A 20,632-nucleotide genomic window follows, 5' to 3' on the forward strand; every position below is an offset into this window, starting at 1 on the left:
TTGGCATTGACGATAAGAAATCCCTCCCTTATACTGACTTTTAGATCCCGGTATTTTGATGCGCGGCGAAACAATATGTAACAAGCCCTCTTCAATACCGTTATTATTAACTTTATTATATCAATAAATAGATTGAAATACAACATGTTATAATGATATCATTCCATGATACAGAACGTTTTAATTTATCGGGGAGGTGATTACATGGCAGGAAAAATAAACAGCTACAGAACATACGGCGAGAAGCTTATTAGCCTCTTTGCGAGGCTCCTGTTCTCCGGGCAGAGTTATTCGCTGACAGAACTGTCCAAAATGTTGCATTGCTCCAAACAGACGGTCATGAGGCTTGTCAACGATATTCGCATGGCCTACGGTGTGGACATTGAGGAAAACATGAAAGGGAATAAAAAATATTATCGCATTGTGAAGCAAGGGAAAGCAGCGCCAGTGCTTCCCATCACCATGTCGGAACTCACAGCGTTACAGATGTGCAAGACCTTTACGGAACACCTGCTTGGTGATCCCCTCTATGATGAAGCTACACGTGCTTTGGACAAAACCGTTCCTTTGGTCTCAGGGGATGGGAAATCGCCGTCTCGCCATTTTGCATCCTTCTGCACGGGAACGATTGATTATACCCCCCACCAGGATAAAATAAGGACACTGATAGACGCAATGAACGCAAAGAAAGTATGCCGGATAACCTATCAGGCGGTCATGCAGAAGAAAGCAAAAACGTACCATGTGAAGCCCCTTAAAATCTTTTCTTACCGGGATACCGTCTATCTCCATGCAAGATTGGCCAAGGAACCAGGCAAAGCATACAGTGAGCCTGATTTCGACCCCATTCTCGCTATTCATCGGTTTAAAAAGGTGGAAATGACGGAACGTGCTTTTGAGTTTCCGGAGGACTACAAATTTGATGATGCTTTTGACAGAAATTTCGGTTTCATGAAGGATGATTGTTTCGATGCGATGGCTGAATTCACTGGCTGGGCAGCCGACTACGTGGCGGAAAGGACCTGGAGCCCCGATCAGAAAATTACCAAGATAGGCGACGATAAAATATCAATGACATTATCCGTGTCGTCAAGCGTGGAGTTCATTGCTTGGATACTGTCATTTGGAGGGCAAGCGAAAGTAATTGAACCGGAATGGCTGGTAGAGGAAACCGTACAGACAATAAAAGAGACCGCGTCATTATATGCGTAGATTTGTCGTGACTGCTTACCGTATGCATCTATAAGCCGGTTATTATTTGCATTTACGCCTTATAAGTGATATTTTCAAAAGTGTTAGTGATTTCTGGTTTGTAATATATCAAGCATTTTCAGGTAAGCACGGTTATCAACGCAGCATTTTCAATGGGAGGGGGTAGATTATGGCAAACAATGATTTTAGAATACAACTGGAAAAATTACTGAAAGAGCTACTTTTGTTTCTGCGAGAAAAAAGCAACCCCATCGTGACGCGGATTAAAACACTGTCTCTGGAACGGGAAAAGGAACTACTGGAAAGAATCGAGATGCTTCAAGCTGATCTTATAAACGACGAGAAAGAATTCGATGAGACAATCGACAATCTCGAAACAATGGTCAAAGAAATGGATCAGACCAACAAAGCGACAATCAAGTTGAAGAACAAATTAGGCGTTATCAGAAAAAAAGTGAAAGAGAATTCGGTAAAAGTTCGCGGTAAGGCAATCAGTGCTGGTATTTGGAAAGCGAAACATGACAACCTAATTGAAGTATTGGGTGATATATACGAAATATGCGAGACCAGTAGGTCTGAAAACATTGATTATTTGAAATCAAAGATAAAGAAAATCAGTAAGGAGTTTGTCGTCAGCAAGTAATGTCGAATTCCAGGATATCGGTGAGGCTGTTACAAATAGTTATCGTAACACAAATGAGGTATGATTTGATTGATGGACTCGGCAGACAGGAAATTTAGAGCTTGTTTTGTGGGCGTTGGTGATAAAGTGGTGGAGATCAGCAAGCCTGTCTTGACAGAATTCAACAGCCTCATCGGTTATTATCAAAAGTGTCGTGACGATGATTCCTCCTTTGCAGTAGAAGAAAGTAACGAATATCCCCGGCTAATGGTGTTGTCATTAAATGAACAGCAGGATAGCCACGTACAAGATATTCCCCGCCAAGACCTGATCTTTCTTGTTGGTACTCAGCAAGACCCATTATTTTGGACAACCAGAGAGAAATTGATTACCGGAAACAGGTGCTCTTTCCTTTTCACGGTGGTTTTACATGGGACTGGTAATGTCGGCTGGAGTGGTCAGCCCTTAGTCAGTGAATCAATAATTTTCTTGAAGGAAAGTGGCAGTGAAAAACGCATTATCAAATTTGTAAAAGACATGAGCCGCGTCTGGATGTTCCCACACCTTCTTTCCTGTGACTTTTCCGATATGCACCATGCCTTATCAGCTACCTCCGGGGCATATCTGTCTTTTGAGAGTCAAACGGCAGATTGCCTGCCTGCCTTCCGCCAATTCTTATCAAACAATCTTGAAACCATTCAACGGGCATCTGGCATTTTTTACATCGTTTCCTCGAATTTAGGAAACGACTTTTCAATTTCCAAGCATCTTCAGCCGGTCATTGACGAAATCGGAAAGGTGGCCACCGGTGAATGCACTGTTGTTGGTTGCGATTCGCTGTATGCGGAAGAAGAAGCTTCTTTCAGTGCGACCATGATTTGCGGTAAAAAGTGACGGGAATCTGCCGATTATTATTTTTACGTTTACTATGATTATCTTAAATATCCGGATTTTATGGTAATCTGATGATCGAATGACCATCTGGAGGGATTGAATGATGCGCTATCTCGGCCATGTTGAAAAAAACATGATGGCGGGATTATACTTAAAAGCTATGGTCAGGAGATAATAACTGGCGATGACGATCAACTTTCATTTGAGGCCATTGAGATTGAGGGAGCAATCGTACTCGCAAAAGCACCCGTCGATAGAAAGCGTATATGCAATGGACCTCTACAAGATGATGTTTGAGCCCTACGAAAAAGTGATGTTTGAGTTTAGAGATTGAGGAAGCTAATAATGGCGAACCTGCCGAGTAAGGCGCATGCTGACGTTGTCCGGGTAGCAACGGTTGCCGTTGCTACAGACGGAAATTATGACAACCAAAGCAGGCTCGCACTCATGCGCAAGGTGGTACGAAAAGCTGCGGGAATTGCCGACGTACTCATCTTCCCTGCGGGCTACTGCACGACAAAAGGCCGACCATCAACCCGTATCGAATCATTTGCTGAACAGACGCAAGAAATGATCACATCGGCGCAACACGAGATCATCGTTTGCTTCGGGATAGACGGAAGGGGAACCAGGGATCAGGTAAAGGATCAGACAGCAGTTGCGATTGGCTCTATCGGCATAATTGCCGCGGCCAGGAAGTTTCAGCCCACAGAGGACGAAGATGGTTTTATTGATGTCGCTCCCGGCCCGTTTATTGGCGAGGGCCAGTACCCAAGGATTTTTGAGATAAGTGGAAAGCGAGTGTTTCTTGCCGTATGTTACGACAGCTATGGAATCAGGCAGAGATCCTTGGAAAACCCGGATATAGACATGGTCTTCAACCTCGTGCACAAGTTCAATCCAAGGCCAGAACCGTGCTCCTGCACCCAATACTTCGCAATGTATGGATTTGCCGGCGCTTCAAGGGAATGGGGTTGCCCAACATTTGGCTCAGCAGTTTTCTTCAATAGACCAATCCCCCCGAGATGGCCCACTGGTGTGCTCTGGAATCAAGGTGCAAAGGAAATCAAATCGTGGAAATATTCAGACAATCCCTTGAATCCTTTGCAAGAATTCGAGGCTGAAAACGAAACAGAGATGTCACTTGTGAGAGTTTATCACCAGTAAAAAATATCGATGGTAAGGGGTAATTTGCAGTGCCCTCACGATATCACGAATGAAGGAGAAATAAGATGCCAAGCTACCAAGGTGAGTTGGCCCTTTGCCGCCTTTGGCGATCAGGAACTATTTCCCAATTTGACAGCCAAGGTTACTGCCCAGATTGATGCGATTTGCTTATATCGTCCCTTTGCAGAAGGCAATAAACGCACCGCACCCGTTGCTGCTGATGTCTGCCTTCGGCTTGACGGTTATCGCCTGCTTCCCTCTGACAAAGTAGAATCCTTTTTCTGGAGCATTGCACGGGGGGAACAGCAACTTGAGGATAGTCAAGCATGGTTGAAAAAGCAGGTTACTCCGTTGGCTTGATCCTGTTCAAACGTGATGTGGTGAATATTTTTGATTTAGGGCGGAAGGATTTCGCTCATGAATATTTTCAGCTTTTGAATATTCTTTTTCTCATTTTCTTTCAGTATTTTTGAAACATTAATGGCCACCGATTCCCTGTCATCAGTGGTCAATCCATCTTTTTCCATGAATCGAAATAAATCAACCAAGGTCACGTCAAATATTTCACAAAGCCGAAGCAAGGTAGCCAATGTTGGATTAACAAGGCCCCGCTCAAGCTTACCATAATAACGATAAGAGAAATCCCACCTCTCAAGGTCCTCCTGCTTCAATCCTTTCGCAAGCCTCAATTCCTTAAATCTCAAGCCAATTTGCCGTTTAACATCGCTGATATCCACAGTGAGCCTCCTAAGCGCATTTATAGTGCATTCAGGAAACCGCATACAGACATCTAAAAGTAGAATATATATTGTATATGTTCCTTTTAAGTGGTATTTTTAAGGGAGTTCAGTATAGGCGTGAATTTAAGGCTTAATCAAAGTTGTAACTATACAACCGGATTCAACAAAGATGCTCATAGCAGCAACCAAACATAAACTAAGATTGAAAAAGACCGGTCTTATAGAGGATGAAGTTACCTCAACAATATTCGGTCCAATTGTGGATATGCCAGGTGGAGCTGCATGGAATATTATAAAAGGATTATCAAAAGCCTCTGGTATTTCAAAAGAATTACTATCCGACTCTCCCGTTGATAAAGTCGAGGCTAATTTTTGGCCTGATTTTTATAAAAATGTTTTGGACGAATATCGTATTCATGTAATTCCAGATGTTTATTTTCATTTTAGTTTCCAGGATGGAACTTCCTGCAATGTCCTTCTGGAGGTGAAATGGGGGCAGGCTTTGGGGCCTCGGTGTGAGTTAGTTCGGCAGTGGACGACGCGTCCAAGGAGCGCTGAGGAATGGATACATTTATACCTCGCCACTTGGGAAGGGCGAGGTAAATCAGAACGTGACAATTCAATTGAGATTCTTCGGAAGGGGTGCGACGAATTTAGTCTCAAGTGCTATTCGCCTAATGAACCAAAGTTTGTCTTTCCTCAGTTGCCTAACAAAGAGGCAAATATATGGAAAAACCGTCTCGGTGTGATCGGTTGGCGACATGTCCAAAAACTGGCAACGGAGATGACAAGGAATGATTATCCCGAAGCAACGAAGCGATGGGCTAACGGTGTGAAATGCTTCCTTGAGTATCATGGTTATATACCCTTCATCGGTTTTGATTGGCTTCAAGAAGAAATAATGGCCCCAACATCTCCAGATGACGATATATTTTTCCATATTAAGCCCTGGTTCGGCTTCTTGGCTATTATAGAAATAATCTGTAATGAGAGCGAATCAATATTTTTCAGAGGGCAAGTGACACAATTTTCTAAAGATTAAGACAGAAAGGGGGAATGATCTATGGATGGTGCAAAACTTTTAACAGCAGCGAAAATTATTGTAAAAGCCGGAGAGCAAATAGAGGCAATTATTTCTATTCTAAAAGAAAAACTTGGAGAAGCACTCACTAACGAAAATATCGAAATTGATGTAGATTATGACACCGATGAGGAATATAGCGAGGGAGATTGGATTTACAAGAGTTACCTTTGGGACATTGCATTATTTAAAATAAAAAGAGGCAAAAAAACAAAACAACCTTTCGCTCATATTGCTATAAAGGTCGTGCTGTATGATGAAGATGAATGTAAAGATTCAAAATGGGAACCGTCGCTATACATTAGTTACGGAACAGGTGAGATAGCGTTCGACTTAGAAAGTAGTTTATGGCTATCCCCAAAAAAGAAAGGTTGGGATCTTGATGGTAACAAGCTCTGGAACTGGAAGGAAGAAGACGAGCAAGGATGGGGATTTGTTCTACCTTTGGTTAAGCTGAACTTTGAAGAAACACTCGTCGAGCAAATCATCAAACCCGTGAAAAAGCTTTTTGACGGTACCGCTTCAGCCGATGCTTTTCCTTCCGATAACGATGGCCTAGCTTTTCGATTTACTCAAGATGTTAATGGTACCAAAATAATTAGTTGAACAATATGGTCCCTCGGTGTCATTGAATTGAGAACGAATGTTGCGCATAGCAAATTATATGCGATGACAATATTGTAGACTTCCATAAGCCCGTCACGCCGATGGGGTTTTTTATTGCCTATATTTTTGATGTATCGAAAAGGGAATAGTTTTAATAATATCCAATAATTATGTTTGACATCTGACGGTAAATATGTTATAATATTATCGAAAGTAAAACATAGTTTGAATTGAATTATCAAATCAGTTTTTCTTCTGTAGCTCATAGCGATCATCATTTCTCAATACTCGTTGTTCATGTAGATTCCTTAAAATAGCTTATGTGACCAAAGGTCGGGAGGTGCGTAATGAACAGATACGTCATTACCAGGGATAAGTTTATGTCAATAAAAGAAAAGAACAAGCTATTGCGTTGCTGTAAGAATGGCGCAAGTGCCGATTTATCAGGACAAAGAAAAACTTGGGTGAACCGTTATATGCTTATTCATCTGGCATTGAATAGCGGTTTGAGGGTTAGTGAAATCGCTTATCTTAAAATAATGGATGTGCGCCTGAGCGGTAAAGAAAATTACCTTATAGTACACGGCAAGGGGGGAAGAAAAAGGGACGTCTATCTTGATGATGAAATTGTCACGCACCTGAAAAGTTATATCGAAATAAAAAAGAAGGTATGGCAGGAGCCTATTGATGCCCTTGCCCCATTATTTAGCGGCAGGGCTGGTAATCACTATACGACAACTGCATTAGAGATCAGTTTCAAGAAAGCAGCAGAAAAGGCCGGCCTTCCTAAATATTACTCGATTCACAGTTCAAGACACACTTACGCAACCTTGCTTCTGGCTAAATCAAAGAACATTCGCTTTGTTCAAAAGCAGTTAGGCCATGCCAGTATTGCAATGACTTCCCTTTATGCCGATGTTTTGCCAGAGATGAACCAGAACCTGGCCAATGCCATTTTGAAATAACTTCCATTTTTACCCGCCCTCATTAGTTCCAAACCCATCAAGCCACAACTTTTCAACAAACGTGTAATCGAAGCGGGACAGGTGCGTCCGCAGTTCGATGAATAACCAGATGAGAAAGGAGTTATGCAAATGAGTGACAGAGTTACGAAAGTTCAAAAGGTGCTTCACGGTATTTTGGAAAAATTCAAGACGGGTGATGTTCCCAAGGCAATTGCTTATTCAATGTTCCCGATCAGAGGCACTCCTTCGGATCGATGGTCATACCTCAACAGAATCCTCATGCTCTTGTCTGGAACTACGGATGCCAGAGGCATAAAGCAATGGAATGGAGTTGGACGGTCCATAAAACCGGGATCGAAGGCGCTATACATCCTGGTGCCTTATTTTGTGAAAAAAAGCAGCATTGATGATGACGAAACAGAAATGCTGAAGGGCTTCATGGCCAAACCGGTTTTCGCGGTTGAGGACACGGAAGGGGAGCCATTGAATTATGAGAAGAAAATCTCTTTGCCGGATTTGCCTTTACTGGAAAGGGCCAAAGAATGGGGCATTACTGTTACAACAATTTCACCCTTCCCGAAATTCCTTGGTGTTTATATCCCCGGCATAAAGGAAATCGCCTTAGCTTCACCAGAGGAAATCGTCTTTTTCCATGAGCTGTCTCATGCCGCTTATGAACTCTGTATCGGCAAATTAAAATCGGGGCAACGATGGGATCAGGAAATTATCGCTGAACTGTCAGCCCAAGCCTTGTGTCATTTAATCGGTAAGCAGCCAAACGATAACTTGGGCAACACATTTAGGTACATTGAAAATTATGCAAAAGGGGCAGGACTAAAGCCGGTATCGGCATGCCTGAAAGTTATTGACGATGTTGAGAAGGTACTAAATTTCATTTTGGGAAAGGAGGTGAGTAATCATGTGGAACATTCCTACGAAAGAGCGGCTTGATAAAATTCCGAGGCTCTATGAAACGGAAGAGATAGAGCTGAAAGACAAGTTGATTTATTTGCATTTCTTCATTGGTGGCTGTGATTGGTACATTGCCGAATATGACGGTGATGATCTCTTCTGGGGCTATGCCATTTTAAACAATGACCATGAATGTGCTGAATGGGGATACATTTCCTTCCAGGAACTAAGAGAAATCAAACTTGAAGGATGGTGCGAAATCGACTGTGAACTTTCGGAGTATTGGAAAATCCGGAAGGCATCGGAGATTAAAAGGATCAGGAATATTTAATTGGAAAGGAGAAAACTATGACTAAATACGCATACCACATTGAAACAAAGCGAATCCGGGATAAAGACTTCCCTTACAACAATGAAGATCTATCCTCACCAGAGCGAGTATTTCAATTCTGCCGCACCATTCAGGACTTGGACATTGAAAAGCTGATAATCTTACATCTCAATGCTCTGAACCGGCTAATTTGTATCCAATTGTTTTCGGGTACGATTAATAGTGCCGTGGCGTTTCCCCGAGAAATTATAAAGCATGCCCTGCTGTCAGGGTCATGTAACGTGATCATGGTACACAACCACCCATCAGGCGGCCTAAAGTTTTCCGATGCAGATATTCGCCTGACAAGGCTGGTTAAAGAGGCATGCACATTGGTTGATATAAGGCTGCTTGACCACGTGTTGATTGGCGATGGTCAGACATCAATGCAAGAACAAGGGCTTATTTAGTTGTATAAAGCAGGAGCGAAACATGAAGCAGATGATTGAAGTGTGGGGACTCGCCGCAGGGCGTAATAGTACGAAAGAGGCGGCCAGGGGAGCATTTACTTGGCGTCGTTATGAACCGGGAAATGTCCGAAAGGAAGACTGGCTGTTAATCATGAGTACCAGGGCAGTGATGGTTTATGAGACAACTGAAAATGAGAAATCTGTTAGGAGGTAGGACATGGACTTAGAAATACCGGTCTACGAACAAGGTTATCTGGACGGTCTTTGCGGCGTTTACAGTATTATCAACGCCACGAGGTTGCTTGTGAAGAATATTTCAGAGGAAGAATCAATGCAGTTGTTCAAAAAGTGCCTAACTCATGTGGAACGAAAGAAAAGCTTGAGCCACGTAATCACAGACGGGATTTCAAGAACAGAGTTAATGAGCATTTTAAAAGATATTGTGACGGCTGATTATCCGATTATCAGCAAATTCCCTTTTCGTGGTGTCAGGAATATTGGCGTGCAGGATTTCTTTGGAGAGATACGAGCCTTTCTTAATGAGAAAGGAACAAGGGCTGTCATTGTTGGGTTTGATTGCCGTGACTGGGATCATTGGACGGTGGTCAAATCAGTATCACCAAAACGGGTAACGCTATTTGATTCTGCGATGATGAAAACCATAAACATTTCTAATTGCATGTTGGAAAAGAAAACCAAGGCAAAACAATATAAATTTTCAGTTAATGAAACCTTCTTTTTACTCACTAAGTAAACCAAGTCGCCTACAATCACAAACATTAAAATCAGGTACGTTAAACATATCTGATAGTTATTCATTTATGGAGGATTATTAATGGAAAAGCAAAGGCCCACAGTAAAACTTATTAGTCAAGATGGAAATGCGTTTTTTATTCTCGGAACAGTCAGAAAAGCCTTGTTGAAAGAAGGGATGGAGATTGATGCAAAAGAGTTCATGGAGAAAGCAACTTCGGGAGATTATGACAACTTGCTAAGGGTTGTCATGGATTATGTTGATGTGGAATAGCCAACCCAAGTTGTTTGAATGGCAGATCATGGTTCAAAATCCCTTCGGAAACTGAATCACAATTCACAAGTAAAGTTTAAATCGTGCCGCCATATGGAACGGTCGGGTGATATTCTATGTCCGAAGAAGGCACAAATGAATTTGTACCATCACTAAAAGGCCTAAGCGATTTCGGTAACGCGCTTATTGCCAGATTGCTTTAAATTGAAAGGAGTTACTATATGGAAGCAGCAGAGATCGAAAACAGACAATTAACGAAGGATGAAATCCGCAAGGGAAAGGTATCACGAGAAGAGTTTCGCAATCTGAAAAGGAACCCTATCTATCTTGTCCTGGATAGCCTGAAATGTGCTCACAACGTGGGTACAATCCTCAGACTATCGGATGCACTTCTTGTAGATAAGGTCTACCTCTGCGGCGATACGGTATTACCATTGACCAGGAAGGTTCGTAAAGGATCGCTTGGTTCTGAGAAATGGGTGGGTTGGGAGCATCGGGAGAACGCTCTTGATACGGTTTCTGAACTGAAGGATAAGGGTGTCTCTATCATCACCGCTGAGATAGCCACTAACAGTATTGACTACCGTCACGTTGATTATCCATTTCCAGCATGCTTGGTGCTGGGTAGAGAAGACAGAGGCGTTAGCAAAGACATTATTGCTTTGTCTGATATCGTTGTTCACCTGCCCTTGTATGGCATGGTTAATTCCTTGAATGTTTCTACCGTCGCTGCCGTGTTGATGTACCACATGATTGGGAAACTTAATAACTAATGAAAACTGGATATTCGCGTGAGGATTTGAAATCTGTAGCGGCTATTTTTTTGGGGAGTAGGAAGATGGTTACGGTTCGGCAAAGGGTAGAATATTGTGATGTTTGCGTTACGTTTAAAGAGTGGCTTGCTAAAAATGGGCATCGGTTCAATCGAAAATACAAAATACGCCACTACAATAAGGGGACAGCTCTACGCATTTACTTTGAGGATGTCACCCCGGAGATGAATTGTTATCTGTATAACGAGGGAATGGGTATTGCTGTCAATTTTAAAAAAATATGTTGGGATATCATTAAAGATTTTGACTTCTTCATCAGGCGTAATAGAAAACGAAAATACTATTGCGCCTTGTGCAAGGAACCAAAGTTTTATGATACGCCTCAGGAGCTGTTAATAGAGCATTCTTTTGAGAATTTCCTGGAGTGGGTAAATGAAAACGTTACTCCCTTTCACGCCCTTGAGCTGACCCAATGTAAAGGCATGACATCTGCTCGTATTATCGACACACGCGAACCAGATATAAGGCATGAAGCAGAAAGAGAAGAATTCAAGGACTTCTTGTCAGGCTTAAGGAAGATAAGCCCTGGCAACCCGCCTATGTTTGAGAATTTCGACAACATGAAGATAGTGATCATTCCCGTCATTAAAGAGAAAGAGGGTTGTCATGGCAAGCTTTGAAGCCCACTGCGAACAATGTGTAAAAGAAATGGGAGATGCCTTTCCAGAAGTCCATTTGTGGCTCGACGCTTTTTTCGAGCAAAAGCCATACGGTACAAGGCATAGGCATTTACGGCACCATCTGGAAGGAATTGACGAAGTCAAGAGAAAATGGGGAGACAAAGCGGCAATGGCTGCCGCAATCCATATCAGGCAGGACTTAGATGGTGAAGGGTGGCCACCGGATACACCGATACCGGCAGACGGCAGAGCATATAAAAAGGCCGGATTGTGGTAATTATGTGCCCTGACCGTGATTTTACTTTGCTTAAAGCACCTAAATAAACTCTTGCCCTTCATTCCTCCCAAGCTGATTGATCTGCCCAAATAAAAGTATATAACGTACCGTTGCGTGGAACGATCACGTGATATGCTTTATTTAAAAGGGGGACAGTTGCGATTTTGATATGGATGTCATGGTGATAAAGAAGTTTGAAGACGATTTAATAGTTGCATGGAGACGACGATGAATAAGATAGAGACAATTATAGAATATAGCCGGAACAGAATTCAGAAACGAATGTATTTGAAAGTTAAACCCGATATTGCCGTAAGAATCAGAAATATTGTAGGGCCGAATAGTAAGGGCCAGTACAAGATCGAACCAAGCCAGTGGAACGTAATAGAACCATCGGAATTTTGGCGGGAAGAAGGATACTTCAACGGAATTCAAGAAAGCTTAGAGGAAGAATATCCTCAACTGTTCAAGGATAGAGACAGAAAAGTTCCGTTCAGCGCATATTTGATTGAACCAATCGTTAGCTTCGGCAGTTCGGCAATGACAATTTCTGGTGGGCTTAACTGGGTGGTAATGGGGGTCTTGAAAAATGGGGAGAAATACTGTGCCATTCTTGATGTGGAAGTACGCCCTTTGCTTCGGCGATGCGGTCTTATGACTCTCCTTAAGCACGTCGAAATTGAGCTGGCAAAGCGTGAGAAATGCGATTTCATTCACACTTGGCACTCAAGTGACAACCCAGATTTCAATGCGGCTATTGTTCCGGGCTTAAAAAGTGGTTTCATACTGTATCATGGCCCCATTAAAGATGGAGAAGATTATGAAGACCGTGGCTGCGTTCATCTACGATATTATTTTAACCGAACCAAAAGACGGAATGTCCGGGTGTCATTTAAAGATGATAAAGAGTTTATCAGCCCTGGAGATAATGACGGTATCATAAATTATCTTGAGAATTGCCCTGACAAATATCCCGGTACAACGATCAGCAAAATTGAGGAATACGGAAAAACTAATACCAAGCTTATAAAGGGAAAGACAAAACGAATCACAGAAAATGTAAGGGGGAAATCAAGCAAGCAACGGGTCTTCATAGCCGAAGGTGCGGTCGGTTTTGAATACACTAGACAAAGAAATACCTACCGGATCGGTGATGTCCTGTCATTTTGCCCTTGCGTACTGATTGACCATTATGTGAAAAGCAACGAAGATGCGCCTTATATGAATCACGTCATAAATAACATCTATGAATTTCAATTTAAGCCGATATCGGTAATTCAGGTTAAACAATCGGGTGGGGCTGCCCGACAGGACTATGTATTAGAAATATTACCTGGCTTAAGGTTGTTGTACACCGGACGGGAGATGAACAAAAAACACTGTTTGAAGGCTGACCAATGGTACAAGGGGTACGGGAGGCTGTTTATTTGCGATCATCGAGACTCCCTTAACGGCAAGGCCTCAAAGCATGTCAAAGAGCTTGTGGCAAAGGGGAAATTAGTTGGTATTTTAAATGACCAGCTACAGGATGACTTTTCACACAAGTATGCGAACCAAGTAAAACAGTTCCGGTACGGGAAAGACGTATACTGTCCAGAGGACGCCCTGGAATGGTTCGGCTATTATAAGGACATTGATGAATTCAAGAAAAGTGTGGCCACTTACTTGGAAAATCCTGTCGAATTAGAGTCTACGGATTCCCCGGAAGCAGTCGGCTACAGTCATAATTTGATTTTTTGTATTGATGTTATGGTATAAAGAAATAGGAGGTAACATGGGTAATTACAGCATAGTCGTACTCGATTTTGAAACAACCGGTTTATCGCCTAACTATGGTGACAGAACCATTGAGATTGGTGCGGTTCTCATACAAAACAATCTGATAGTTGACCGTTTTCAGAGCCTGATGAATCCCGGTATGAGGATCAGCAGCTTTATTGAGGACTACACCGGTATCACCAATAGAATGCTTCATGGGTCACCGTCAATAGCGGAGGTAATGAAGAAATTTACTTCTTTCATGGGAAAACACCATCTGGTTGCTCACAATGCCAGCTTTGACAGCCGCTTTCTTGATGCTGAATTAAAACGCATAAAAAAGCAGCGCAAACAGGAATTTGCCTGTTCAATGCTGGTGTCACGCCGCCTATACCCTGAAGCTCCAAGTCATAAATTGGAAGCCCTCATACGTTATAAGAAAATCAAGGCTGCCGGGAACTACCATCGAGCACTCGCTGATGCCGAAATGACCGGCCATCTTTGGATAAGCATGGTTAACGATCTTAAATCAGTTTACAAATTTAACATCGTTCCGTTTGAGCTTATGCAGCGATTGTCGAAGGTCTCTAAAACAACAGCTCCTACCTTTTTAAAGAAGTTAGCCGGAGAACAGGGTTGAACACGATCAGCTGACCCGTATGGCGCCCCAACTTCTGACTTAATAACAATCTTAAGTAGACGAAATATCGCTTAAAACATACCTTTCCGTCCTTCAAGGCACAGAGTACTTGTTACCGCATTTTTAGTAAACGCACAATTTAGTTAACGTTTTATACAATCGTCATAACCAGAGGCAATATCGTGATTGTTACTGACTTTTCCCGGATAACACGTGAATTTCCGGGTAAATATATCAAAATATCATGACAATTAACCAAACATTGAGTCACTTGGTCGATATGGGCCGGTTAACGTCACCAGGATAGCTTAAAATCGGTTATATGAGCATAAATCCGGGGTCACTGATATCATCAAGTTTAGTTTTCAGGCGGACGAAGCAAAACTCATGTTGGAGGTGACAACTAACTGTACTCTATCCGATATTTCTTTACTGTGATATAGAAGTAAATATCGAATATTTTAAAGTGACAGGATTAGATTTTGAAGTGAGTATTATTCCCTGCCGGGTTAATTAGTCCCACGAGTTTTTATCTTACAAATTCTGTTCATTTCCAAGCAGAGTGAAAATCCTTGCTGTTTTAGGCACAGTTTTGGCTAAGGATCGGCTCCGGGATGGCAGGGATTGACCCTTAATAATGAGGTGCGTGGTATGGCAAGGAAAGGCGGTGATATTTGTATTAAAATAGTCTGGGCTTGCCAGGTTTGCCACCTGATTTGACATATATATTTATGTTTATTGTTTTCACCGTAAACTCATTTAAATATATGACAACAATACATGGCAAACCTGGCAAGATCGTTTTTAACATGCCTGTTAGCTGTTTTTCATCAATTGCATGGTCACTTGAGACCAATCCCCACAAAGGTCCGTTCTTTCCCGCCAGGACGTTTTTCCGTAAGTTCAGGATGATTGATCAATAGTTGCTTGTAAAAAGTTCTATCGGTCAAAGGCTTGATCCTGTTAGTATGACACCAATCGACGAATTCCGAATAAAGATCAAGTTTCCTAATAGATTTGCTATCTCTTAAAATGCATCGGTCTTCAACAAAATTGAGGACTGGATCTACCGCTTTAAGGAAGGTCTTCTTATCTTTTTTGACCTGCAATGATTCACGAATATTCTTATTCTCAAGGACCACCCTCCGGAACCCTTTCAGTGCCCAATTAAAAATTCCCGGAAGTTCCTTCGTCAATTTATCTTCGAGTTCTTTATCAGCTGACATTTCGTCAAAAACAGCCTTGAATTCAACGACAATGATACGTCTGACAAAAGCATTACTTCGGTCAGTAATAATTGGGGTCATGTTCATACTGTAGATGTGTTTTGCGATAGGTCTGAACGAAATAGGCTTGTTGAATTTTCGATCAGCCTGCACAGTATCTCCGGCAATTACCTGCCGCCAAACTGAATTCTCAATTTTGTTACCCTGAATTTCAGAGCTTACGTTTAGGAGCTTGTCCTTTAGCGTCCCTAATAAGAATTTATCAGTTAAATTTGTTGGTTGCAGCGATGCTACATTATCTTCACCAACAAGCCTTGTAATAATATTGACGAAAACGCTCTTGCCATTACCTCCTTTGCCAGTGAGCAAAAGGCACTTGTGAATATGAATATTCGGATAGAAACAGTACCCCGAAAAATCCCTGACTGTTTTAATTTTCTTTGGATCGTCCGGAAATACCTCAACGAGAAACTGCCGCCACCGTGGACATTTCGCTTCAGGATCATAAGCTATAGGCATCTGATATTGGGAATAATATTTTTTATCGTGAGGCAAAAGTTCCATCGTCAAAAGGTCTAACATTCCGGTCCGCATGTTAATCAACAATGGATTGCGTCCGACTTTCTCTAAGTCCACATAAGTCTGATACCTTAATATATCCATAGCATTCTGGACGAAATGCCGTTGCGCCCTATTTCCCAACAACTTAACCATCATCTGCCCGATGCCGAAGTCTTTTTCATGGTGCCACACCCCATCGGGTCGGTATAGATAAAAGCCGCTACCGTCATGCAAAATATCATACGATTTTATTATATGATCAACTAGATTCATTGGTATGAATTTGTTTTTATGATCAAAAAATTCATCCTTGCCCTTCGATTTTGCGAGTTCCATAGAATTTATAGATTCGACGATACGATTTATTTCCGATTCCTCCAGAGGGGGACTGTTTCGCTTGTTCCAATCATAAAGTAGGACTTTGACCTCTCCCAAAGGTAACCTTTTGGCTAAAAAGTGACCAGCTAATCGGGCTGCGGTATCGTTTCTCTTCCCTCTCAGAACACCTTGCATTGCCTCCATGATCCAATTATCAGTGCCCTTTGGCGGCTCTAATTTGCCTTCTACAGCTTGCACGCCGCAAGTCGAAAGCTTATTTTTGGCAATAATGTTATCAACCATTGCCTCCTTGATAAATATTATGGTTTTGTAGAAATCAGTTCGCTTTTTGTAAGGTCTCATTTTGTCTTTTGGGTTGAGAAATACACTATTGCCTTTCTCGACGGCTTTACCCCAGAAAGGTACAGCAATAAGGTTGCCTAGCATTTTCCCTGATAAATGATCTTGATTCGGAAAGAATCTGCAAAAAGACGAATGAGTCTTTGAAATACCTGAACGAGCGAGAATTAGATTGCCTATCTGCCTTGCCTTAGATGCTAGTATTGGATGCTCGAAAAACATCCAGACATGGTAGCCTTTCCCTGATTTTGATCGCTCAATGTATGCAAATATACCGAGATCCTTAGCAGAATCGACGTATGCATTAGCATCTGAGAAAGGGTCTATCTTTTCAGCCTTCTCACCAGTATGGTTGTCAAAATCGATCACTAAGAAGCTCGTTGTTTTATCTGGCTGAAGGGGATAAACACCAAGAAGAATTTCACCTTCAATGTGTTGCCTCACAGCTTCATCGTCCAAGCACCTGTATTGACGATGCCGACAACCAGCACATGGCTTTTTGCACACATCTGGTTTCCCTTCGTTTTTACAAACTGGAGAAAAGCCGATTGATCCATCTTCCTTTTTATAAGCTCTTGCATAAACATCCTTCCTACAATTAAAAACTTTTAATGTTTTTGAATATTTCGACTTCCTCATAGTTGCCTCCAATTTAAAATGATTTTTTTATGAGGAATTCGGTGAGTGAAGTCTTGAAAAAGATAAGTTGCTTTTTCAATATAGAATTTTTTGGTCAACATTTAGTCAACACTTCACTGAAAATATCCCCATGTTTCCTTGGTTTACCCCGTACTGCTCTTCTAAACGAAACATGAGGTAACTATTCAAAATATATGTTTCTTTCAGTATCCCTCCTTTCCCTTGTATTTCCCACCCATTACACTTCAAATCCGGTGTTGGGCGCTAAAACCGCTACAGCTTAATAATTTCGTTTACTTCACTTAGCGTAAATATTCTTTTATCACCTAATCTTTGGGGTTCTGGGTAACGTCCCTTCCTGAACCTGCTTCTCAATGTATCTGGCCGTATTTTTAAAACTTTACATAAATCTTTAGTCATGTAATAATTTTTAACCTCGAGTCCCAAATCATTAACAACTTGATTTTGCTTTTTAAAGTACGGAGGTATTATTGGAAGACTAAGGCAGTATGGCTGTTGGCCCTGTTCGGTAAATTGTGAAACCGTAGCCCTGCGGTTACTATGGCGATCGGCGCCGCCCCTGCCGCTGCAATACCACGCAAATCAGGCAGTATCAGTCCCGTGTTTCCGGCCCCTTGATGGATCGCATTGACATCCATGTGGAGGTGCCGTCCATGCATTATCAGGAAATTGCGGGAACGCACAGCGGCGAGGATTCAAAAACGGTCCGGGAACGGGTCAGGAGCGCCCGCACACGTCAGCAGGAGCGCTTTGCCGGTCAGAGCAACCTGCTGAACGCCCGGATGTCCGACCGGCAGCTTAAAACTCATTGCCTGCTGGATGAAGCTTCCCGCCAACTCATCGAAATGGCCGTAGATAAACTGGGCCTGAGTGTCCGCGCCTACACGAGGATCCTGAAGGTGGCCAGGACCATCTCCGACCTGGAGAATGCGGACAATATCAGTGCGCCCCATGTGGCGGAGGCCATTCAATACAGAAGTCTTGATAGAAGGATGGTCTAACTTCTCTAATCCAGATCAGGCTTAAAACGGTAGCCGATGCCTGGCTCGTTAAGTAAAAAATGAGGACGGGCTGAATCAGCCTCAATCTTCTTTCTTAATTGATTCATGAAAACACGGAGATAGTGGGTCTGTTCTATGTAGGAAGGTCCCCATACCTCCTTGAGGATGTGTCTATGAGTCATAACCCGGCCGGCGTTCCTGACAAGAACCACCAACAGCCGATACTCTATGGGCGTAAGGTGAACCTCCCTGCCGCCACGATGAACTTGCCTCTTTAAGAAATCAATACTCAGGTCCTCGGCAGTAAAAATCGCGTCCCTTTGATCCTGGCTTTTAGGCACAGCATGTCGGAGGGCAACGCGGATTCTGGCCAATAGTTCACCAGAGCCAAAAGGCTTCGTCAAATAGTCATCCGCCCCCTCATCAAGGGCCTTTATTTTATCCCCTTCCTGTTCCCTTGCAGAAATAACGATGATGGGTACGGCAGACCATTCCCGCAATTTTTTAATAACTTCAAGGCCATCCATATCGGGAAGTCCCAAATCGAGCAGTACTATATCGGGACTCCGTGCCGCCGCCTGGGAAAGTCCCTCGGCAGCCGTTTCTGCTTCAATCAAAGCATATCGTTCACTTTGCAGCGTTACCCGGAGAAAGCGCCTCATCTGGCGTTCGTCTTCAATTAAAAGTATTGTGGCAAGATTTTCCATCAAGACAGTTCCTTCTCAGGCAGTAAGGAGGGCGGCGTCCCTTCGATAGGTATAAGGAATTTAATTATGGCGCCGCCGCTTGGCCGGTTCTCAGCCCAGATACGGCCACCGTGCGCCTCAATTATTGCCCGGCAAATTGAAAGACCAATACCGGAGCCCATCCTGGTATCTTTGCTGCGGGCAAATTTATTAAAGATGGTTTCTTCTTCACGGACCGGTATGCCAGGGCCTCGATCGGCGATTTCTATCAGCACAGCTGAATCATGAGACGTAATTGCGACTTCAATGGGACTTCCCGGAGGGGTATGTCTTAAGGCATTTTCCATGAGATTGGCGAAAACCTGTTCCATGAGGAGGGTGTCAAACGGGACAAGGGGAAGATCTGCGGGGATTTTCAAGTCCAAGGGGCGCTCCTTCAGGCGCTCCGAAAGCCGATTAAGAACGACTCCGATAATTTCCTCCAAGGGCTGCCATTCTTTATTCACTTTGGTTGCCCCTGTTTCTATCCTGGTCAGATTCAGGACGTTGCGGATGATGCGTTCGAGACGGTCCGTCTCTTCGTGTATAGTGCGCAATAACTCCAAGCGATCTGATACGTCAAGCGTTCCATCCTTCTGGAGAAGCGTGCTGGCAGCCCCCGCAACAACCGCCAGCGGCGTTCGCAGGTCATGTGACACGGAACTTAGGAAAGCATTCCTCACCTTCTGCGCTTCAGCTCTCAGTCGTTCGTCATGCGCTTCTTTGGCGTGCATAACTCTTTCGAGCGCCATAGCTGTCTGGTTTACAAAGCTTTCCAGAAAATGCATGTCCTCGGGAACGAATCGCCCCTTAGTATTCTGTGAGGAAATGCTCACAACTCCCATCACGCCGGATGAGGCAATCATCGGCAAATATAGGGCCTTGGCACCGGGGAGTGTGTCTGTGTCCAGCCCGGCGGATTGCCGATTGTCAAAAACCCATCTAGCGACGCCCAGCTCTTTCTGATCAATGTCAAAGGTCAACGGCAACTTCTGGGTAACGACCAACTCACCTTGTTCATTCGCGACAAGGATCGCAATCTGGCCCTTGAATGCCTCGCTGATGTGCCGCAAGCTTATTTCGTATATTCTTTCCTTCTTGCGTTCCCGAGCGAGTTCCCGGCTGAGTGCATACAGGGCGGCCGTGCTCATTTCGCGTTTTCTTGAAGCCGCTGCCTGTTCGCGGATCTGAAGCGTCAGTCGTGAAATTACATAAGCAACAACAAACATGACGCCAAATGTTGCCAGAAAGCGGATATCACTTACGGCAAACGTAAAAAAGGGGGGCACAAAAAAGAAGTCGAAGGCGGCTACACTGAGCAGGGTGGCGACCAGGGCGGGCCAGCGACTGGTACGCGCAGATGTAACGACAATGCCCAAGAGGTAGATCATTGCCACATCCGTTCTGTCCAGGTAGGGAAAGGTCAGACGCGCCACGACAGTGCTTAATGCAACGGCTCCAATACGCCAGTACCACTCTCGAGATTTGATTTTAGGCGATGAGGTCCTAGTATCCGGCTTAATGGAGTTTTCCGCTGCGTCTCCCGTGATCACATAGATATCTATGCTGCCGCTTCCCCTGATGATTTCGTCGAGCGGTGATCCAAAGAGCCTGTCCTTCCAGCGCGTTTGCATCGGCTTGCCAACG

24 protein-coding genes and 1 pseudogene are annotated in these 20,632 nt (G+C 43.3%); 21 read left to right on the forward strand and 4 right to left on the reverse strand.

Features of this window, described 5'->3' with window-relative positions; translation table 11 throughout:
• The first annotated feature begins 204 nt into the window (after positions 1 to 204).
• The 5 genes from NT140_05645 to NT140_05665 all read left to right on the forward strand — a co-directional run bounded on the left by NT140_05645 (position 205) and on the right by NT140_05665 (position 4,255).
• Positions 205 to 1,212 carry a WYL domain-containing protein gene (locus NT140_05645; GenBank protein ID MCX5831356.1) on the forward strand — a complete coding sequence of 336 codons (1,008 nt, stop codon included), beginning with the start codon at positions 205 to 207 and terminating at the stop codon, positions 1,210 to 1,212.
• A 169-nt stretch (positions 1,213 to 1,381) separates the two neighbouring features.
• Positions 1,382 to 1,855: a hypothetical protein gene (locus NT140_05650; protein MCX5831357.1), complete on the forward strand. Its 474-nt coding sequence runs from the start codon at positions 1,382 to 1,384 to the stop codon at positions 1,853 to 1,855.
• Between the two features lie 72 nt (positions 1,856 to 1,927).
• Entirely contained in the window at positions 1,928 to 2,728 is an 801-nt protein-coding gene (locus NT140_05655; protein MCX5831358.1) for a hypothetical protein, read from the forward strand.
• Positions 2,729 to 3,073: 345 nt separating this feature from the next.
• Positions 3,074 to 3,895, forward strand: coding sequence for a hypothetical protein (locus NT140_05660; protein MCX5831359.1), 822 nt, complete (start codon positions 3,074 to 3,076; stop codon positions 3,893 to 3,895).
• A gap of 129 nt (positions 3,896 to 4,024) precedes the next feature.
• Positions 4,025 to 4,255: a hypothetical protein gene (locus NT140_05665; protein MCX5831360.1), complete on the forward strand. Its 231-nt coding sequence runs from the start codon at positions 4,025 to 4,027 to the stop codon at positions 4,253 to 4,255.
• A 35-nt stretch (positions 4,256 to 4,290) separates the two neighbouring features.
• Here the strand turns inward: NT140_05665 and NT140_05670 are convergent, their stop codons facing one another.
• Entirely contained in the window at positions 4,291 to 4,632 is a 342-nt protein-coding gene (locus NT140_05670) for a helix-turn-helix transcriptional regulator (protein ID MCX5831361.1), read from the reverse strand.
• A 172-nt stretch (positions 4,633 to 4,804) separates the two neighbouring features.
• Here NT140_05670 and NT140_05675 point away from each other — a divergent pair, with 172 nt between their 5' ends.
• The 14 genes from NT140_05675 (at position 4,805) to NT140_05740 (ending at position 14,134) form a co-directional block, all read left to right on the forward strand.
• Positions 4,805 to 5,677: a hypothetical protein gene (locus NT140_05675; protein MCX5831362.1), complete on the forward strand. Its 873-nt coding sequence runs from the start codon at positions 4,805 to 4,807 to the stop codon at positions 5,675 to 5,677.
• A gap of 21 nt (positions 5,678 to 5,698) precedes the next feature.
• Entirely contained in the window at positions 5,699 to 6,322 is a 624-nt protein-coding gene (locus tag NT140_05680) for a hypothetical protein (GenBank protein MCX5831363.1), read from the forward strand.
• 347 nt (positions 6,323 to 6,669) lie between these two features.
• The gene (locus NT140_05685) at positions 6,670 to 7,287 is read left to right on the forward strand and encodes a site-specific integrase (GenBank protein ID MCX5831364.1); all 618 of its coding nucleotides are present in this window, start codon (positions 6,670 to 6,672) and stop codon (positions 7,285 to 7,287) included.
• Between the two features lie 129 nt (positions 7,288 to 7,416).
• A complete protein-coding gene (locus NT140_05690; protein MCX5831365.1) occupies positions 7,417 to 8,238 on the forward strand; it encodes an antirestriction protein in 822 nt (273 codons plus the stop codon).
• Positions 8,207 to 8,530, forward strand: a complete 324-nt coding sequence (locus NT140_05695; protein ID MCX5831366.1) for a DUF2958 domain-containing protein — start codon at positions 8,207 to 8,209, stop codon at positions 8,528 to 8,530. Before NT140_05690 ends, NT140_05695 begins: the two co-directional genes overlap by 32 nt.
• Before the next feature lie 17 nt (positions 8,531 to 8,547).
• Positions 8,548 to 8,979 carry a DNA repair protein RadC gene (locus NT140_05700; GenBank protein MCX5831367.1) on the forward strand — a complete coding sequence of 144 codons (432 nt, stop codon included), beginning with the start codon at positions 8,548 to 8,550 and terminating at the stop codon, positions 8,977 to 8,979.
• Between the two features lie 22 nt (positions 8,980 to 9,001).
• Complete coding sequence (locus tag NT140_05705; GenBank protein ID MCX5831368.1) at positions 9,002 to 9,193, forward strand: hypothetical protein; 192 nt, start codon at positions 9,002 to 9,004, stop codon at positions 9,191 to 9,193.
• Positions 9,194 to 9,196: 3 nt separating this feature from the next.
• Positions 9,197 to 9,733, forward strand: a complete 537-nt coding sequence (locus NT140_05710) for a hypothetical protein (GenBank protein MCX5831369.1) — start codon at positions 9,197 to 9,199, stop codon at positions 9,731 to 9,733.
• An 81-nt stretch (positions 9,734 to 9,814) separates the two neighbouring features.
• Positions 9,815 to 10,006, forward strand: coding sequence for a hypothetical protein (locus NT140_05715; protein ID MCX5831370.1), 192 nt, complete (start codon positions 9,815 to 9,817; stop codon positions 10,004 to 10,006).
• A 221-nt stretch (positions 10,007 to 10,227) separates the two neighbouring features.
• Complete coding sequence (locus tag NT140_05720) at positions 10,228 to 10,779, forward strand: RNA methyltransferase (protein ID MCX5831371.1); 552 nt, start codon at positions 10,228 to 10,230, stop codon at positions 10,777 to 10,779.
• Entirely contained in the window at positions 10,779 to 11,459 is a 681-nt protein-coding gene (locus NT140_05725) for a hypothetical protein (GenBank protein ID MCX5831372.1), read from the forward strand. Before NT140_05720 ends, NT140_05725 begins: the two co-directional genes overlap by 1 nt.
• Positions 11,446 to 11,736, forward strand: a complete 291-nt coding sequence (locus NT140_05730) for a hypothetical protein (protein ID MCX5831373.1) — start codon at positions 11,446 to 11,448, stop codon at positions 11,734 to 11,736. Before NT140_05725 ends, NT140_05730 begins: the two co-directional genes overlap by 14 nt.
• Before the next feature lie 228 nt (positions 11,737 to 11,964).
• Positions 11,965 to 13,494 carry a hypothetical protein gene (locus NT140_05735; protein MCX5831374.1) on the forward strand — a complete coding sequence of 510 codons (1,530 nt, stop codon included), beginning with the start codon at positions 11,965 to 11,967 and terminating at the stop codon, positions 13,492 to 13,494.
• A 16-nt stretch (positions 13,495 to 13,510) separates the two neighbouring features.
• Complete coding sequence (locus NT140_05740) at positions 13,511 to 14,134, forward strand: 3'-5' exonuclease (GenBank protein MCX5831375.1); 624 nt, start codon at positions 13,511 to 13,513, stop codon at positions 14,132 to 14,134.
• Between the two features lie 842 nt (positions 14,135 to 14,976).
• Here NT140_05740 and NT140_05745 read toward each other — a convergent pair.
• On the reverse strand, positions 14,977 to 17,238 hold the full coding sequence (locus NT140_05745; protein MCX5831376.1) for a phage/plasmid primase, P4 family: 2,262 nt from the start codon (positions 17,236 to 17,238) through the stop codon (positions 14,977 to 14,979).
• Between the two features lie 563 nt (positions 17,239 to 17,801).
• Here NT140_05745 and NT140_05750 point away from each other — a divergent pair.
• Both NT140_05750 and NT140_05755 read left to right on the forward strand, forming a co-directional pair.
• Positions 17,802 to 17,915, forward strand: a pseudogene (locus NT140_05750) (ATP-binding protein).
• On the forward strand, positions 17,913 to 18,260 hold the full coding sequence (locus NT140_05755; GenBank protein ID MCX5831377.1) for a hypothetical protein: 348 nt from the start codon (positions 17,913 to 17,915) through the stop codon (positions 18,258 to 18,260). Before NT140_05750 ends, NT140_05755 begins: the two are co-directional and overlap by 3 nt.
• Before the next feature lie 5 nt (positions 18,261 to 18,265).
• On the opposite strand, the gene NT140_05760 is transcribed toward NT140_05755, so the two are convergent.
• The gene (locus NT140_05760; protein ID MCX5831378.1) at positions 18,266 to 18,967 is read right to left on the reverse strand and encodes a response regulator; all 702 of its coding nucleotides are present in this window, start codon (positions 18,965 to 18,967) and stop codon (positions 18,266 to 18,268) included.
• Positions 18,967 to 20,632, reverse strand: a 1,666-nt coding sequence (locus tag NT140_05765) for a DUF4118 domain-containing protein (protein MCX5831379.1), incomplete at its 5' end; no start/stop codon positions are given. The genes NT140_05760 and NT140_05765, both read right to left, overlap by 1 nt.

The sequence above is a fragment of the Deltaproteobacteria bacterium genome, from assembly GCA_026388415.1.
Classification (GTDB): domain Bacteria; phylum Desulfobacterota; class Syntrophia; order Syntrophales; family JACQWR01; genus JAPLJV01.